Origin of the sequence: Streptomyces sp. NBC_01390, assembly GCF_045040105.1 — a bacterium.
Lineage (GTDB): Bacteria > Actinomycetota > Actinomycetes > Streptomycetales > Streptomycetaceae > Streptomyces.
Genome location: NZ_CP109551.1, coordinates 3104637 through 3119260, shown reverse-complemented (window position 1 = coordinate 3119260; position 14624 = coordinate 3104637). Strand labels below are relative to the sequence as shown.

At 71.6% G+C, this 14624-nt stretch carries 16 protein-coding genes; 8 read left to right on the top strand and 8 right to left on the bottom strand.

Annotated features, from left to right (window positions below):
* Window positions 1-11 precede the first annotated feature (11 nt).
* Together OG241_RS13905 and OG241_RS13900 are read left to right on the top strand one after the other, a co-directional pair.
* Window positions 12-872, top strand: a complete 861-nt coding sequence (locus tag OG241_RS13905) for a helix-turn-helix domain-containing protein (RefSeq protein WP_405815630.1) — start codon at window positions 12-14, stop codon at window positions 870-872.
* Between the two features lie 110 nt (window positions 873-982).
* Complete coding sequence (locus OG241_RS13900; protein ID WP_086025877.1) at window positions 983-1198, top strand: DUF397 domain-containing protein; 216 nt, start codon at window positions 983-985, stop codon at window positions 1196-1198.
* A 311-nt stretch (window positions 1199-1509) separates the two neighbouring features.
* Here the strand turns inward: OG241_RS13900 and OG241_RS13895 are convergent, their stop codons facing one another.
* A complete protein-coding gene (locus OG241_RS13895; RefSeq protein WP_405815628.1) occupies window positions 1510-2985 on the bottom strand; it encodes a PLP-dependent aminotransferase family protein in 1476 nt (491 codons plus the stop codon).
* A gap of 47 nt (window positions 2986-3032) precedes the next feature.
* On the opposite strand from OG241_RS13895, the gene OG241_RS13890 reads away from it, so the two are divergent.
* A complete protein-coding gene (locus tag OG241_RS13890) occupies window positions 3033-3539 on the top strand; it encodes a carboxymuconolactone decarboxylase family protein (protein ID WP_405815626.1) in 507 nt (168 codons plus the stop codon).
* A gap of 52 nt (window positions 3540-3591) precedes the next feature.
* Here the strand turns inward: OG241_RS13890 and OG241_RS13885 are convergent, their stop codons facing one another.
* The 3 genes from OG241_RS13885 to OG241_RS13875 form a co-directional block, all read right to left on the bottom strand.
* Window positions 3592-5079 carry a glutamate synthase subunit beta gene (locus OG241_RS13885; protein WP_405826195.1) on the bottom strand — a complete coding sequence of 496 codons (1488 nt, stop codon included), beginning with the start codon at window positions 5077-5079 and terminating at the stop codon, window positions 3592-3594.
* Window positions 5080-5199: 120 nt separating this feature from the next.
* A complete protein-coding gene (locus OG241_RS13880; RefSeq protein WP_405815624.1) occupies window positions 5200-5679 on the bottom strand; it encodes a DUF1772 domain-containing protein in 480 nt (159 codons plus the stop codon).
* Between the two features lie 148 nt (window positions 5680-5827).
* Window positions 5828-6562, bottom strand: coding sequence for a DUF2293 domain-containing protein (locus OG241_RS13875; protein ID WP_405815622.1), 735 nt, complete (start codon window positions 6560-6562; stop codon window positions 5828-5830).
* 89 nt (window positions 6563-6651) lie between these two features.
* On the opposite strand from OG241_RS13875, the gene OG241_RS13870 reads away from it, so the two are divergent.
* The 3 genes from OG241_RS13870 (at window position 6652) to OG241_RS13860 (ending at window position 8968) form a co-directional block, all read left to right on the top strand.
* Window positions 6652-7293, top strand: a complete 642-nt coding sequence (locus OG241_RS13870; protein ID WP_405815620.1) for a uridine kinase — start codon at window positions 6652-6654, stop codon at window positions 7291-7293.
* Between the two features lie 158 nt (window positions 7294-7451).
* Window positions 7452-7880: a CBS domain-containing protein gene (locus tag OG241_RS13865; RefSeq protein ID WP_405815618.1), complete on the top strand. Its 429-nt coding sequence runs from the start codon at window positions 7452-7454 to the stop codon at window positions 7878-7880.
* Window positions 7881-8173: 293 nt separating this feature from the next.
* Window positions 8174-8968 carry a methyltransferase domain-containing protein gene (locus OG241_RS13860; RefSeq protein WP_405815616.1) on the top strand — a complete coding sequence of 265 codons (795 nt, stop codon included), beginning with the start codon at window positions 8174-8176 and terminating at the stop codon, window positions 8966-8968.
* Between the two features lie 40 nt (window positions 8969-9008).
* On the opposite strand, the gene OG241_RS13855 is transcribed toward OG241_RS13860, so the two are convergent.
* Both OG241_RS13855 and OG241_RS13850 read right to left on the bottom strand, forming a co-directional pair.
* A complete protein-coding gene (locus OG241_RS13855; protein WP_405815615.1) occupies window positions 9009-9920 on the bottom strand; it encodes a carbohydrate kinase family protein in 912 nt (303 codons plus the stop codon).
* Entirely contained in the window at window positions 9917-10825 is a 909-nt protein-coding gene (locus OG241_RS13850) for a pseudouridine-5'-phosphate glycosidase (protein ID WP_405815613.1), read from the bottom strand. The genes OG241_RS13855 and OG241_RS13850 overlap by 4 nt, the downstream gene beginning before the upstream one ends.
* Before the next feature lie 98 nt (window positions 10826-10923).
* Between OG241_RS13850 and OG241_RS13845 the strand changes: the two genes are divergently transcribed.
* A complete protein-coding gene (locus OG241_RS13845) occupies window positions 10924-11352 on the top strand; it encodes a VOC family protein (protein WP_405815612.1) in 429 nt (142 codons plus the stop codon).
* 43 nt (window positions 11353-11395) lie between these two features.
* On the opposite strand, the gene OG241_RS13840 is transcribed toward OG241_RS13845, so the two are convergent.
* Together OG241_RS13840 and OG241_RS13835 are read right to left on the bottom strand one after the other, a co-directional pair.
* Window positions 11396-12688: an MFS transporter gene (locus OG241_RS13840; protein ID WP_405815611.1), complete on the bottom strand. Its 1293-nt coding sequence runs from the start codon at window positions 12686-12688 to the stop codon at window positions 11396-11398.
* A gap of 163 nt (window positions 12689-12851) precedes the next feature.
* Complete coding sequence (locus tag OG241_RS13835; RefSeq protein WP_405815610.1) at window positions 12852-13427, bottom strand: methylated-DNA--[protein]-cysteine S-methyltransferase; 576 nt, start codon at window positions 13425-13427, stop codon at window positions 12852-12854.
* A 313-nt stretch (window positions 13428-13740) separates the two neighbouring features.
* Here OG241_RS13835 and OG241_RS13830 point away from each other — a divergent pair, with 313 nt between their 5' ends.
* Window positions 13741-14607, top strand: a complete 867-nt coding sequence (locus OG241_RS13830) for an MHYT domain-containing protein (RefSeq protein WP_405815609.1) — start codon at window positions 13741-13743, stop codon at window positions 14605-14607.
* The last annotated feature ends 17 nt before the right edge of the window (window positions 14608-14624 follow it).

Here is a 14624-nt window from a genome sequence, read left to right as displayed (position 1 = left end):
GGAGGTGGAGCGTGAGCGAACCGCGGTCCGCGCCGACGGTCGGACAGGTCGTCCTCGGACGGCGCCTGCTGGACCTGCGGGAGCGTGCGGGCCTGCGGCGTGAGGAAGCCGCGCGCGTTCTCAGGGTCGCCCCCGCCACCGTCCGCCGTATGGAGATGGCGGAGGTCGCTCTCAAGATCCCGTACCTCCAGCTGCTCCTGAAGTCGTACGGCGTCTCGGACGACGAGGCCGACGCGTTCGTCCAGCTCGCCGAGGACGCCAATCAGCCCGGGTGGTGGCAGCGGTTCCACGACGTGCTGCCCGGCTGGTTCTCCATGCACGTCAGCCTGGAGGGCGCGGCGAGCCTCATCCGCCAGTACGAGCCGCACTTCGTCCCGGGACTGCTGCAGACCGAGGAGTACGCGCTCGGCGTCCTGCAGTCGGGCGCCATCGGCCAGACCAGACCCGAGGACATCGAACGCCATGTCGCGCTGCGCATGGAACGCCAGAGCCTGCTCACCCGTGAGGGTGCGCCCCGGCTGTGGGTCGTGATGGACGAGACCGTTCTGCGCCGCCCGGTGGGCGGGCCGGAGGTGATGCGTGCACAGATCGACACACTGCTCGAAGCCACGAACCTGCCCAACGTGACGCTCCAGGTCGCCCCCTTCCTGTCGGGGCCGCACCCGGGGACGTACGGGCCGTTCGTGCTCTTCCGTTTTGCCGTGCCGGAACTCCCGGACATGGTCTACAGCGAGTACCTGACCGGCGCCATCTATCTGGATTCGCGCACCGAGGTGGCCACCCACCTGGAGGTCATGGACCGCATGGCGGCTCAGTCCGCTACAGCACATCGCACGAAGGAGATCCTCCGGGATCTCCGTAAGGAGCTCTGAATCTCTGCATGGATCGCATGATGTCCAAGGCCCGGATACGCCACGAGCGAATCAATGAGCTGACCACTGAACGGGTCGCCGAGCGGGTGAGTGCCCCTATCTACAACGGTATGCCCGCCGGTGAGCTGGGCAGTGAGGGCTGGCACAAGCCGTGGAGCGGCGGTAACGGCGGCAACTGCCTGGAGGCGATGAAGCTCGCCGACGGCCGGATCGCCCTGCGGCAGTCCACCGATCCCGAAGGCCCCGCGCTCATCTACACCACGGCCGAGATGCTCGCCTTCATCGAGGGCGCGAAGGCCGGGGAGGCCGACTTTCTGCTCTCCTGAGGTCCGGTTCCGGCCGTTCGTGTGTCGGCGGTTCCGTTGTGTTCAGTCAATTCCCTAATTTTGGTGCTCAGTTGATCACGTGCCACGCCAGACACCGCGGACACTTACGGAGTTCGCCATGACCGGCACCCTTCAGGGTGGAGGCGAGGGCGTCAACTGATCATGACCCGCGCGACCGGCGACTTCTCCCCGGAGGAGTCGGCCGCCGCGACGGCGAAGCTCAAGGCCGCGGGTGTCACGGTCGACGGTGAGTGCCCGTCGGACCGGACGGAAACGCCGCCGCCCCAGGGCCATCCCCAGGGACCTCTCCCTCACTCCGGCGGGAGGGCCTCGCAGAGGGCCTCCAGGGCCGCCCCGTACGCATGCTCGGAGGGCGCCGCGTACCCCACGACCAACCCGTCGGCCGCGATCGAGCCCTGCTCTCTCTCCGGGACCTCCGGGAACTCCGGGTGCCGGAACTCCGCGAGCCCGTCGAGGGCGATTCCCCGCCATGCCGCCGCCTTCACCGCCGACCGCTCCGTACCGGGCGGCAACCGCAGCACCGCGTGCAGCCCGGCCGCGACACCGGTGACCTCGACATGCGGCGCGTTCGTGGCGAGGGCCGCGACGAGCCGGTCACGCCGGCGCCGGTAGCGCTGCCGCATGCGCCGCACATGACGGTCGTACGATCCGCAGTCGAGGAAGTCCGCGAGCGCCAGCTGATCGAGCGCGCTCGTCCAGGCCTCGCGTTCGCCCTTCAGCGCGAGTACGGGTTCCACGTACCGCTCCGGAAGCACCATCCAGCCCAGCCGCAGCGCGGGGGACAGGCTCTTGCTCACGGAGCCGAGGTGGATCACCCGCTCCGGGTCCAGGCCCTGGACGGCGCCGACCGGCCGGCGGTCGTAACGGAACTCCCCGTCGTAGTCGTCCTCCAGGATCAGCCCGCCACGCGCGCGTGCCCAGTCGATCACGGCCGCGCGGCGCTCCGGGTGCAGCGGGCCGCCGGTCGGGAACTGGTGCGCGGGTGTGAGCAGTACGGCCCGCTCCCGGCCGAGCAGACCGACCTGTGCGCCGTCCTCGTCGAGGGGCAGCGGCACGGTCCGTACCCCGGCCGCGGCCAACAGCTCCCGGTGGAAGCCGAGTCCGTACGCCTCCACGGCCAGCGGCCCGCGCAGTACGGCGTCCGTGCCCCCGCGGCCGCTCGTGCCGCCGAAGAGGAGCCGCAGGGCGTGTGCGAACCCCGCGCAGATGACGATGCGTCCGGGCTCCGTACGTACGCCACGCGCGCGTGCCAGGTACGTCGCGAGCGCCTCCCGCAGTTCGGCCCGGCCGGCCGGATCACCCGGCCCGAACACCTCGTTCGGCGCCTGCTGGACCGCCCGCCGGTAGGAGGCCAGCCAGGCGGAACGCGGGAACCCCGACGCGTCCGGCTTGCCCTGGCGCAGGTCGTGGCGGGGGCCACGCGCGCGTGGAGGTGCTTTTACGGGCACCCGGGTCGCCGAGCAGGCCGCCCTGACGGGTTCCGCCCGCTCGGCGACCCGGGTGCCCGAGCCCTGCCGGGCTGTCAGCCAGCCCTCGGCGACGAGTTCGGCGTACGCGTCGGCCACCGTGTTGCGGGCCACGCCGAGATCGGCGGCGAGGGAGCGATACGGCGGCAACAGGGTGCCGGGCGTGAGCCGGCCGCTGCGGACAGCGTCCCGCAGGGCACTGATCAGCGCGGCCCGCCGCCCGCCGGACCCCGGAGGCCCCAGCTCGAGATGCAGGTCGGCGCCGATGCGCTCGGCGGAATTGACCCATTTTTCTGCCATGAAAATGAACCCTACAGTCGGTCTTTGCGGCCCGTAGATTCATGGTCATGACGACGAACACGAACACCGTGAACCCCACGACCGCCCACTTCGACGACGCCGCCGAAACGCCCCGTCTGAACCTCGCGAAGACGGCCCCCAAGGTCTTCCGCGCCCTCGTCGGCTTCGACGCGGCGGCCCGCGAGGGCCTCGACCCGGCGCTCGTCGAGCTGATCCAGATCCGCGCCTCGCACCTCAACCACTGCGCGTACTGCCTCCACATGCACACCAACGACGCGCGCAAGGCGGGCGAGAGCGAGGACCGTCTGCACCTGGTCGCGGTGTGGCGCGAGGCCCGCCACTTCTACACCCCGAGGGAGCAGGCGGCGCTGGCCCTCACGGAGGCGGTCACCCTGGTGGCCGACGCCGGCGTCCCGGACGACGTCTACGCCGAGGCCGCGGCCCACTTCGACGACCGGGAACTGGCCCAGGTCCTGTCCCTGATCCTCACGATCAACACCTGGAACCGGGTGGCCCTGGCAACCCGCAAGGTGGCGGGCACGGACGAGCGCTGAGCCGCGTCCGGCACGGCCGTCGACGGTCCCCAGGGGCGGCCACCAGGGACGGTCACACGGTCATCGGCCGGTCGTACGGCCCTATGGGCGCGGGCAGTTGCGTACGGCCCATCAGCCGACGGTCCACGGCCGCCGCGACCGACCGCCCCTCCGCTATCGCCCACACGATCAGCGACTGCCCGCGGGCCGCGTCCCCCGCCGCGTACACGCCCGGCACGTTCGTCGCGAAGTCCGCGTCACGGGCGATCGTGCCGCGCGCGTCGAGGGCGAGCCCGAGCTCGTCGATCAGACCGTCCTCCCGGTCGGGCCCGGAGAAGCCGAGCGCGAGCAGCACGAGGTCGGCGGGAAGCGTCCGCACGGATCCGGGCAGCGGCCGGCGCTCCGCGTCCACCTCGACGAGGTGCAGCGCCCGTACATGACCGTCCGAGTCGCCCGAGAAGTGGAGCGTGGACGCCGCGAAGAGCCGGGCGTCGGCGTCGGCGGCGGGCGCCGACTCCAGGTCGCGGGCCTCCTCGTGCGCGGCCGACAGCCGGTAGATCTTCGGGTACGTCGGCCAGGGATCGGCGTCCTCGTCGCGCTCCGCGCCCGGCTGGGCGTAGATGTCCAACTGGGTGACGGAGGCCGCCCCTTCACGCACCGCGGTGCCCAGACAGTCGGCCCCGGTGTCACCGCCGCCGACGATGACGACATGTTTCCCGGCTGCGGACATCGGGGACACCGCCAGATCCCCCTGGCACACCCGGTTGGCCAGCGGCAGATACTCCATCGCCTGCTGAACGCCGGCCAACTCCCGCCCAGGGAGTGGCAGTTCACGCCACGCCGTCGCCCCCACGGCCAGCACCACGGCGTCGTGGCGCGACCGCAGTTCGGCGGCCTCGACATCCCGCCCGACGGCGGTCGACGTACGGAACTTGGTTCCCTCGGCGCGCATCTGCTCGATACGCCGCTCCAGATGGTGCTTCTCCATCTTGAAGCCGGGGATGCCGTACCGCATCAGCCCGCCGAGCCGGTCGTCCTTCTCGTACACGACGACGGTGTGTCCGGCCCGGGTCAGCTGCTGGGCCGCGGCGAGCCCGGTGGGCCCCGACCCGATCACCGCGACCGTACGCCCCGACAGCCGGTCCGGCGGCCTCGGTGGCGCGAAGCCGTCGGACAGCGCCCGGTCGGCGATGGCCACCTCGACGTTCTTGATGGTCACCGCGGGCTGGTTGATGGCCAGCACGCAGCCCGCCTCACAGGGCGCGGGGCACAACCGCCCGGTGAACTCGGGGAAGTTGTTCGTGGCGTGCAGCCGGTCGCTCGCCGCGCGCCAGTCCTCCCGCGAGACCAGGTCGTTCCACTCGGGAATGAGATTCCCCAGCGGACAGGCCTCGTGGCAGAACGGGACACCGCAGTCCATGCAGCGATCGGCCTGCCCGCTGATGATGGGGAGCAGCGCCCCGGGGACATACACCTCGTCCCAGTCCCGGACCCGCTCCTCGACGGGCCTGCGCGGCCAGTCCATGCGTGCTCTGGTGAGAAAACCCTTGGGATCGCCCATGACCGTGTCCTCGCCGTCTCCCCTGCGTACGCATGACGGGCCGTGCGTCATCGGGCGGCACTCTTCTCCGGCCACGATACGACTCCTCGACCCGGCACGCCGAGTGGGCCGGACAAGGCCCTAGGCGACGGCCAGGACGTACAGGACCGCGGTGGCCCCCGAGGCGACCGTGCGTATGTGGTTCCACAGGGTCCACTCGCCCACGTACACGGGCCAGTAGGCGGCGGCCTCCGTGGAGCCCGGCTCCAACTCCAGGAGGGCGTTGTTGCGTGGCACGTTCGCGCCCATGGTGAGCCCGAACGAGCCGAGCAGATAGCACGCGCTGCCCGCCAACAGCTCCACGGCGCCCTCGGCGGGCCACACCACGAGCGTGACCACGACGATCACCAGACACAGGGCCGCCGACCCGAGGAAAACGAGCATGAAGGGCGGACGCAACGCGGTGACGTTGATGGCCCGCATCGCCGCGACGCCCTGCGCGGGCGGGAGCGCGGCCAGCCCCCTCATCACGAACGTCGAGAAACCGCAGAAGACCCCGGCCACCAGCCCGGTACCGAGCACACCGAGCACCACGAGTACGAAAAACGCCCCATCGATCATGCCGACTCCCCGGTCGATCTCCTTCAGTCCCCACCAGTGAACCCCCTCCCACTGACAACGCCTCTCTCCGAACCCGCGGTGGCACGCGCGAGCGTCCAAGGGAGCCGGCGATCTGGGAGCGGCCAGGTCACGGAGGCCGACATGCCGCTCACTCCGACTCGGCCCAGGCGCCGTCCCTCGCTTCCGCGCCCGCACTCGTACCCGCTTCCGTCCCCCATTGCCGAAGCCGCGCCTCGACGGCCCCGGCTATCCGCCGCCGTGCCTCGTGCCGTGCGACCCCGCTCATCAGCAACGTGTCGTACGGCGTGTCCACATGTCGTACGGACGCCACGACCGCCGAGATCACCGCGCCCTCGGACAACGCCCGCCCCGCCGCACTCCGCCCCACCCGCCCGCTGCCACGCACCGAGGCGTGCCCGGCGACGGCCTCCGCCCGATCCGTCGGGCACCCGGGAAACAGCCGGCGGATCTCCCGCGCGAACGCCTCCGCGAACCGCAGATCCTCCGCGGCCCGCCGCCGCGCGTCCCGGACCCGACGCCGCCGCCGTGCCTCGGCGTCTGCCAGGCATCGCACCTCGGCGCGGGCGAGCCCTGCCTCCTCGACCAGAACGCCCTGCCGCTCGTACCGCCCCTTCCGACGGTTGAACCGCACGACCACCGCCCACAGCCTGCTCTCCTCCCGCGACCTGCGCGTCAACGCGGCATCGCCCCTGGGCAGGAACACCAGATGCCCGAGATCGGCACAGTCGAGACAGCGAGGCGCCCTCTCCTCCGGCACGAGCAGCGCCAAGGGCCCACGTCGGCACTCGGCACAGTGCCGTCGTTTGAGCGGCTGCACGACGAGAAGCGCGGCGCGGAGCGGGGGAGTCGCGGGGCTGTCCACGGGTACTTGACCCAACTGAGGCCAGGAATCCCCGGACGGACCCGGCCTCCTCGTAGCCGCCGGCCTCCGCGGCGCCGGCACCCGGCATCATGGGCGGTGTGCGACTGGAACCGATCACCTGGGACCGCCTCGGCGACCTCCTCGCCGAACGCGTGCTCGACCTGAAGCCGGACGACGGCAGCCCCTGGCCGCGCATCGCCTTCGACGGAGCCCCGGCCGCCCGCCCGGGAGACCTCGCCGAACGCGTGGCCGAGGCGCTGCGCATCCGTGGCCGGCCCTCGCTCGCCGTCGCCACCGCAGGATTCCTGCGCCCCGCCTCCCTCCGGCTGGAATACGGCCACGAGGACGTGGATGCCTACTACGACGGCTGGTTCGACACCGGCGCCCTCTGGCGCGAGGTCTTCGGCCCCCTCGAACCCGGCGGTGACGGCCGTGTCCTGCCCGACCTGCGCGACCCGCTCACCGACCGCTCCACCCGCAGCCCCTACGTCCAACTCCCGCCCAGGGGCCTCCTGTTGCTGCACGGCCCCTTCCTGCTGCGCCACTGGTTCCCGTTCGACCTGACCGTTCACGTCCTTCTCTCCCCGGCGGCCCTGCGTCGCCGTACCCCGGAGGCCGAGCACTGGACCCTGCCCGCCTTCGAGCGCTACGAGAGCGAGACGGACCTCGCGGTCACGGCCGACGTGCTGATCCGCGCGGACGATCCGCGCCACCCCGCGTGGAACGGCTGACCCGGCCGGCCCCGGAAGTCCGGTCCGGCGCCGTACGAGGAGTCCGAAAGCCGCGGACTTCCGGGTGCGCATCGTCAGGAGCGCGGCGAGAATATAGGGCGCCGGGACTAGCGGTGCCCTCCGTGCCGCGCCGGCCGTCCGGCACCGGGAGGTACTTCATGACCACCGCCGGAGACATCATGCATCGCGGCGCCCAGTGGATTCCCGCCCACCAGACCCTCGACCTGGCCGCCCAGATGATGCGCGAGCTCAATGTGGGTGCCCTGCCGATCAGTGACGAGAACGAACGCCTCTGCGGCATCCTCACCGATCGCGACATCGTCGTCGGCTGTGTGGCCATGGGCCACGACCCGGCCAGGGTCACCGCGGGCGAGATGGCCCAGGGGACCCCGCGCTGGATCGACGCGAGCGCCGATGTCAGCGAAGTGCTCGAAGAGATGAAGGGCCACCAGATCCGCCGGCTTCCGGTGATCGAGAACAAGCGTCTGGTCGGCATGATCAGCGAGGCCGATCTGGCCCAGCACCTCACGGACGACCAGATCGCGTCCTGGGCCGAGACCGTCTACGCCAGGACCACGATGCGCTGACCCCACCGGCCCGCCACCCAGCCTCGCCCGGCCGACCGCGCCGGGCAAGGGTGTGGCCTTCCGCGCGTTTCCTGCCATGGACATCTGGGCCTCCTCGCGTGAATCTCTCGCGCCGTGCTGTCCGCACCGTGCGCCTGGCTCGCCAGCCTGGCAGTCTTTCGCGAACGCCGGAGAGGGCTGTGGGAACGGAACATTCCGCTCCGTTTTCGTCGGTACGGCGTGATCGTCGGACATCTCGCCGTAAGGGAGCGTCGACCCGGCCGAACAAAGCGGATGACTGGGATGATCACGGCATGACGCGACCCGACGGGTATCTCCTCGACAACCGGCAGACCGAGGCAGGACAACGCTTCGACGCCTTCGCCGCCCTCTTCGACCCCACGACGTTCCGGCACCTCGAAGGGTTCGGCGTCGGAGCCGGCTGGCGCTGCTGGGAGGTCGGTGCCGGGGGCACCTCGGTGGTCACCTGGCTGGCCAAGAAGGTCGGCCCGACCGGAAAGGTCGTCGCGACCGACCTCGACACCTCCTGGGTGGCCCCGGCAGCCCGCCCGCCGATCGAGGTACGCGTCCACGACGTCGGCGTCGACGGTCCGCCCGGGGAGGGGTTCGACCTGGTGCACGCCCGGCTCGTCCTCGTCCATGTGCCTGACCGGGAACAGGCGTTGCGCACGATGATCAAGTCACTGCGTCCCGGCGGACGGCTCCTGATCGAGGACGCCGATCCCGCGCTGCAACCCCTGCTCTGCCCCGACGAACACGGCCCCGCGCAGCAGCTCGCCAACCGGCTGCGCCACAGCTTCCGCCAACTGCTCGCGGACAGCGGCGCCGACCTGGCGTACGGCCGGAAACTCCCGCGGCTGCTGCGCGAGGCGGGGCTGCGCAACGTCCAGGCCGACGCGTACTTCCCCGTCACCTCGCCCGCCTGCGCCACGCTGGAGTCCGCGACGATCCGTCAGATCCGGGAGCGGCTCGTCGCCGGGGGACACGCCACGGACCAGGACATCGACCGTCACCTGGCCAATGTCGCCGCGGGCGGGATGGACCTCGCGACCGCACCGATGATCTCGGCGTGGGGACGCAAGGGCTAGCCGACGGCGACCTGGGACGAGGGTGCTGCTCACCGTCCCCTCAACCGAGAACAGGTGGCCTTCCACCCACCCGCTCCACCGCCCGTGCGCCTGCCCGGCACCCCTCCGCCGCCGCGTCCTGGGCGTCGGCGCCCAGAAGCAGGGCGGTGAGGAACGCGCCGGTGAAGGCGTCGCCGGCGCCCGTCGTGTCCCGGGGCGTCGCGGGCACGGCCGGGACACGGGCGCACACACTCCCCGCCCGGGCGACCAGCGCGCCTTCGGCACCCTGCTTCACGACCACCAGCGGGACGTGGCGGCTCAGCTTGGCCGCCGCGTCCACCGGGTCGGGCAACCCGGTCAGCAGACAGGCCTCGTCACGGCTCGGCAGCAGGACGTCCACTCCCGACACCAGATCCAAGAAGCGGTCGACACCCAGTTCGGCGAGGAACCCGGCCGACGCCGGATCGAGGCTCACCGGCACGCCACGCGCGCGTGCCGACTCCAGCGCGACCCCCACCAACGCCCGACTCGGCGCCGAGAACAGCAGATAGCCCGACAGATGCAGCCGAGCGACCCCGTCGAGCAGTACGTCCGACCAGTCGTCGGGGTCCAGCCGCAGCGAGGCCCCGCTCTGGGTCAGGAACGTGCGCTCGGCCGCCGCGCCCGTGTCCACCAGGCAGATCACCGTCCCGGTCGGCGCCTCGGGATCGACGACGAGACGTGGCCGGACCCCGGAAGCGGTCAGCTCGCGCTCGTGCCACTCCGCCGCGTCCCTGCCCACCCGGCCGAGCAGGCGTACCTCCGCGCGGCCCCAATGAGCTGCCCAGCAGGCCACGTTGGCGCCCGCACCACCCGGCAGGGACCGGATCGCGGCGGTCGTGTCGGTCCCCGCGGCGAGCGGACCTCGGTGCCGGGCGACGACGTCCGTGATCACGTCCCCGACGACGAGCAGCGCTCCGCCCGGCTCGGTCATGCCCGGGCCCAGGCCGCCGCGATCCGCCCCGCGAGCCGGACGTTGCCGCGGACCGCTGCCAGGTTGGCGCTCAGCGACGCGCCGTCGGTGTGCCGCACCAGGTAGTCGAGCAGGAACGGTGTCACGGCCTGTCCGCTCACGCCCTGCTCCTCGCACGCGTGCAGCGCGTCGGCGAGCACGCGCGCGTGGAGCCCGGGATCCAGCTGCTGCTGCTCGGGTACCGGATTGGCGACGATGAACGCCGACTCGGGGGAATCGAGCCCGTCCTGGGCCACCATGACGTCCGCGACCTGCTCCGGCGTGTGCAGCGTCCAGTCCACCGGATGCCCGGAGTCGGAGAGATAGAAGCCCGGGAAGTGGTCGGTCCCGAATCCGGCCACGGCGACCCCGAGGGTCTCCAGGCGCTGCAGGGTGGCCGGCACATCCAGAATCGACTTCACGCCCGCACAGACGACCGTGATCCTGGTGCGCGCCAGCAGCCCCAGGTCGGCGGACTCGTCCTGAGTCACCGTCCACTCCCGGTGCACTCCGCCGAGCCCACCTGTGGCGAAGACCCGTACACCGGCGCGGGCGGCCAGCAACGCGGTCGCCGACACCGTGGTCGCCCCGCTCGCCCCGGTGGCCACCGCGAGCGGCAGATCGCGGTGCCCCAGCTTGCGGATCCCGTCCTCGTTCGCGACCCGCTCCAACTGCTCCTTGTCCAGTCCGACATGGGGGCGCCCGTCCAGGACGGCGATCGTGGCCGGTACGGCGCCCTCCTGTCGTACGACGTCCTCGAGTTCCAGCGCCACCTGCAGATTGCGGGGGCGCGGCAGCCCGTGCGCGATGATCGTGGACTCCAGGGCCACCACGGGTCGACGCGCGTCGACCGCTTCCCGCACTTCCTCGGACACCACCAGCATCACGCGCCTGCTTCCTGTCGTTCGGTCTTCCCTCATTTCTGGCGGGCGGCGCGCCTGGTCAAACCCTTGCGGCCTGTGGAAGAGGCCACCAGCCTGGGTATATGACGGACAACTCCACGCGTCTCGACCATGTCGTCCTCTGGGTACGCGATCCGCTCGCAGCGGCCGACTTCTACGAGAAGGCGGTCGGAATGGAGCCTCTGAGGACCACCGAATTCTCCGCCGGGACGGTGTCGTTCCCCTCCGTACGCCTCAACGAGGAGACCATCTTCGACCTCGCGCCCCTCTCTCTGGCGGAGCGCATGAACATGCTCCCCGGTGCCGCCGACAGCGCTGGCCACCCCGTCAACCACGTGTGTCTGTCCCTCCCCGGAGACTCCTTCGACGCCCTGCGAACCCGCCTGCGGGAACGGGACGTCCCCGTCTCGGCGTTCTCGTACGACTCCTACGGTGCCCGGGGGACCGCGAGGCGCAGTTTCTACTTCCGCGACCCCGACGGCAACGTCTTCGAGGCGCGGCACTACGCGTGACCCCCGCTACCCGTAACGACCGCCCGCCCTCCGGGCCGGTGGCTCAGCCGCGCCCCTTCGCACTCAGCCCCCGCCGCGGACCGCCGCGGGTGAACAACGCCAGCGCGCCCACGGGTATCAGCAGACACGCGGCGGCGAGATTCAGCCACCCGTAGCCCGCCGTGGCCATCACGAGCCCGGCGGTCGCCCCGCCGAGGCCCGCCGAGGCGTTCATGACGAGGTCGGACAGCCCCTGCGCCGCGGCGCGCACCGCGTCGGGCACGGAGTCCGTCAGCAGGGCGGACCCGGAGACCAGCCCGGCCGACCAGCCAAGCCCCAGGACGAAGAGCCCCACCGCGGTACGACCGTGACTGCCGTCGGCCGTGCCCGCGAGGAACGCCGCACAGGCCAGCAGCCCCACGGCGAGGCCGATGCCGGACAGCCGCCCGACCCCGTCGGACAACCGCCCCATGAGCGGCGAGAACGCATACATGCCCGCGATGTGGCCACTGATGACCAGCCCGATCAGGTCGATGCTCGCGCCGTGGTGCTCAAGTGCCACCGGGGTCATCGACATGACCGACACCATGGCCGTGTGGCACACGGCCACCGTCACGAGCGCGAGCCGGGCACGCGGCGAGGCCGCGACGGCGGCGAAGCCCGCCCGCAGCGACCGGCCCTCGGCCGACCGCTCCTCCACGGGGGCGAGCGCACGAGCCGTGAGCAGCGGATCCGGGCGGAGCAGGACAGCGACCGTCACCGCCGCGGCCAGAAAGATCCCGGCGGCCCAGAGAAAGGGGCCCGCCGTCGTGGGTATCCCGAGTCCGGACACACTGCGCCCCGCGGGCGCGGCGATGTTCGGCCCGAGGACCGCTCCTATGGTGGCCGCCCACACGACGTTCGAGATGGCCCTGGCCCGCCGGTCCGGCTCGACGAGATCGGCGGCCGCGAACCGCGCACCCAGATTCGCCGCCGACGCCGCACCGAACCCGGCCATGCCGCACAGCAGCAGCGGAAAGCTCCCGATGACTGCCGCGACCACGACGACGCCCGCCCCCAGGGCACCGACGAGATACCCCACGACCAGCCCGGGCCGCCGCCCCCGCGCGGTCATCAGCGCCGCCAGCGGCAGCGAGGCCACCGCCGTGCCCGCGACCATGGCGGTGGGCGCGAGCCCGGACAACCCCTCGGTACCGCTGATCCGCTGGGCCAGTACGGAAGCGAGCGCGACGCCGGTGGCCACCCCGAGCCCGCCGAGAATCTGGCTCGCGACCAGCACACCGGAGATCCGGCGCTGCAACGCGACCCGCTGCTCACCCGCGACGGGCACACCAGGACGCCCCTCGACGGCGGTCACCGCGGCCCGCCCGCGCGGACGAAGTATGTGGTCACTGGCGCGGTCCCCCCTGTTTCCGCACGCCGTCCCCTACGGAACCTCTTCCCGCACGGGACCGTCCCCTCGTACTGAACGTACTGAGGACCCCTACTGATGAAACCCTCGGGTCCCGCGGCTGAAACCCTCAGAACAAAGGCTCGGGCAGCACCCCTTCGAGTGCGAGCAGCTTCCGCTTGGTCTCCAGGCCGCCCCCGAACCCGCCGAGACCGCCGTCGCTCTCCACGACCCGGTGGCAGGGCACCACGAGCGGCAGCGGATTGGCGCCCATCGCCGCGCCGACCGCCTGGGCCGCGCCCGGCCGGCCAACGCGGGCGGCCAGGTCGCCGTACCCGACGACCGCGCCGTACGGCACGCCCGACGCGAGCTCGCGCAGCACCTGTCGGTTGAAGCCGGATATCAGGGACCAGTCGAGCGGCAGTTCGAAGTCGTGCCGCTCGCCCGCGAAGTACTCCGTGAACTGACGTATGGCCTCGGCCAGGAAGGGGGACCCGGGCGCTTCGACGGGTTCCACGCCGAGCCGGTCGGCGAGCCGCTCCACGGCGTTCTCACGCACCGACTCCGTGGCGTGGAACACCACGTTCACCAGACCCTCGTGCGTCGCGGCCAGCAGCAGCGGGCCGATGTCGGTGCCGACGACCGCCCACACGACCCGCTGCCGGATCTCCGGGTCCTGCCGCTCGTCCCGCCCGTGGCTGTCCATGCGCCCCACCGTACGACCCGCCACTGACAACGCCCGGCGTGCGGGTCCCGAGCGGGTGCGCATGATCCACGAGTGACAGGGGAGGGACAACGGGATGAGAGACCCGGCACAGACACAGATTGAAAGGAGTTGCCCGAGTCCGCACACCCCTGCCGCACAAGTGGGGCAAGGTCGTGTTTCTTTGCCGGAAAATCGTTCGACCCCTCAGGAGCCAGTCATACTCTCTGCCACAGCCCTGACCGCCGGCCGGTCCTGGGGCAGGGGAGCAAGTCCGGGAATTCCGGAACGCAAAAGGGCGGAAGGGCAGCCGCACATGCAGGGCACGGTCGACGGATTCAGCTACGGACTCGTCACTCCGCTGGTGGCCTACCTCATGGCCTGCCTGGGCGGCGCGCTGGGTCTGCGCTGCACCACGAGATCGATGCTGGTCGCCCAGTCGTGGCGACCGGGGTGGCTGGCGCTCGGGTCGGCCGCGATCGGCTCCGGCATATGGACCATGCACTTCGTCGCGATGATGGGGTTCACCGTCAAGGAGACCCCGATCAACTACGACATGGGGCTGACCTTCGCCAGTCTCGGGGTCGCCGTCCTCATGGTCGGCATCGGGATCTTCATCGTCGGCTACCGGGGCACGAGCGGAACGGCACTGTTCACCGGGGGGACCATCACCGGCCTCGGCATCGCCTCCATGCACTACCTGGGCATGGCCGGAATGCGCCTCAACGGGAAGCTGGAGTACAACACCCTCACCGTCTCCGCCTCGGTCGTGATAGCCGTAGTGGCCGCCACAGCCGCCCTGTGGGCGGCCGGGCAGGTCCGCGGTTTCCTGTGGAGCGTGGGCGCCAGCCTCGTCATGGGACTCGCCGTCAGCGGTATGCACTACACCGGCATGGCCGCCCTGCGGGTCCACCTCCATGCCGGGTCCGGGAGCCCGGAGGGAGCCTCGCCCGCGTCCCTGCTCGCCCCGCTGATGATCGGCCCGCTTGCCTTCCTCCTGCTGGCCGGCGTCGTCGTGATGTTCGACCCCCTGATGATCATGGACAAGTCCGGGCGACGCCCCGCCGACAAAAGGCCCGGCATCCCGGCCCACCCGGCCGTCCCGCACCCCGGCCGACGCCTCCCGCCGCGCGCCGGCCAGCGGCACGGGGAGCGCCGCTCCCGCACCCCCCAGAACCGGTGATCAGGACCCGTTGTCAG

Coding starts and splice junctions, on each gene's coding strand:
- OG241_RS13845 (WP_405815612.1), top strand. CDS start 10,924: ATGACGGACAACTCCACGCGTCTCGACCATGTCGTCCTCTGGGTACGC.
- OG241_RS13900 (WP_086025877.1), top strand. CDS start 983: ATGCCCGCCGGTGAGCTGGGCAGTGAGGGCTGGCACAAGCCGTGGAGC.
- OG241_RS13880 (WP_405815624.1), bottom strand. CDS start 5,679: ATGATCGATGGGGCGTTTTTCGTACTCGTGGTGCTCGGTGTGCTCGGT.
- OG241_RS13835 (WP_405815610.1), bottom strand. CDS start 13,427: ATGGACAGCCACGGGCGGGACGAGCGGCAGGACCCGGAGATCCGGCAG.
- OG241_RS13895 (WP_405815628.1), bottom strand. CDS start 2,985: ATGGCAGAAAAATGGGTCAATTCCGCCGAGCGCATCGGCGCCGACCTG.
- OG241_RS13885 (WP_405826195.1), bottom strand. CDS start 5,079: ATGGGCGATCCCAAGGGTTTTCTCACCAGAGCACGCATGGACTGGCCG.
- OG241_RS13830 (WP_405815609.1), top strand. CDS start 13,741: ATGCAGGGCACGGTCGACGGATTCAGCTACGGACTCGTCACTCCGCTG.
- OG241_RS13870 (WP_405815620.1), top strand. CDS start 6,652: ATGGGCGGTGTGCGACTGGAACCGATCACCTGGGACCGCCTCGGCGAC.
- OG241_RS13855 (WP_405815615.1), bottom strand. CDS start 9,920: ATGACCGAGCCGGGCGGAGCGCTGCTCGTCGTCGGGGACGTGATCACG.
- OG241_RS13890 (WP_405815626.1), top strand. CDS start 3,033: ATGACGACGAACACGAACACCGTGAACCCCACGACCGCCCACTTCGAC.
- OG241_RS13865 (WP_405815618.1), top strand. CDS start 7,452: ATGACCACCGCCGGAGACATCATGCATCGCGGCGCCCAGTGGATTCCC.
- OG241_RS13860 (WP_405815616.1), top strand. CDS start 8,174: ATGACGCGACCCGACGGGTATCTCCTCGACAACCGGCAGACCGAGGCA.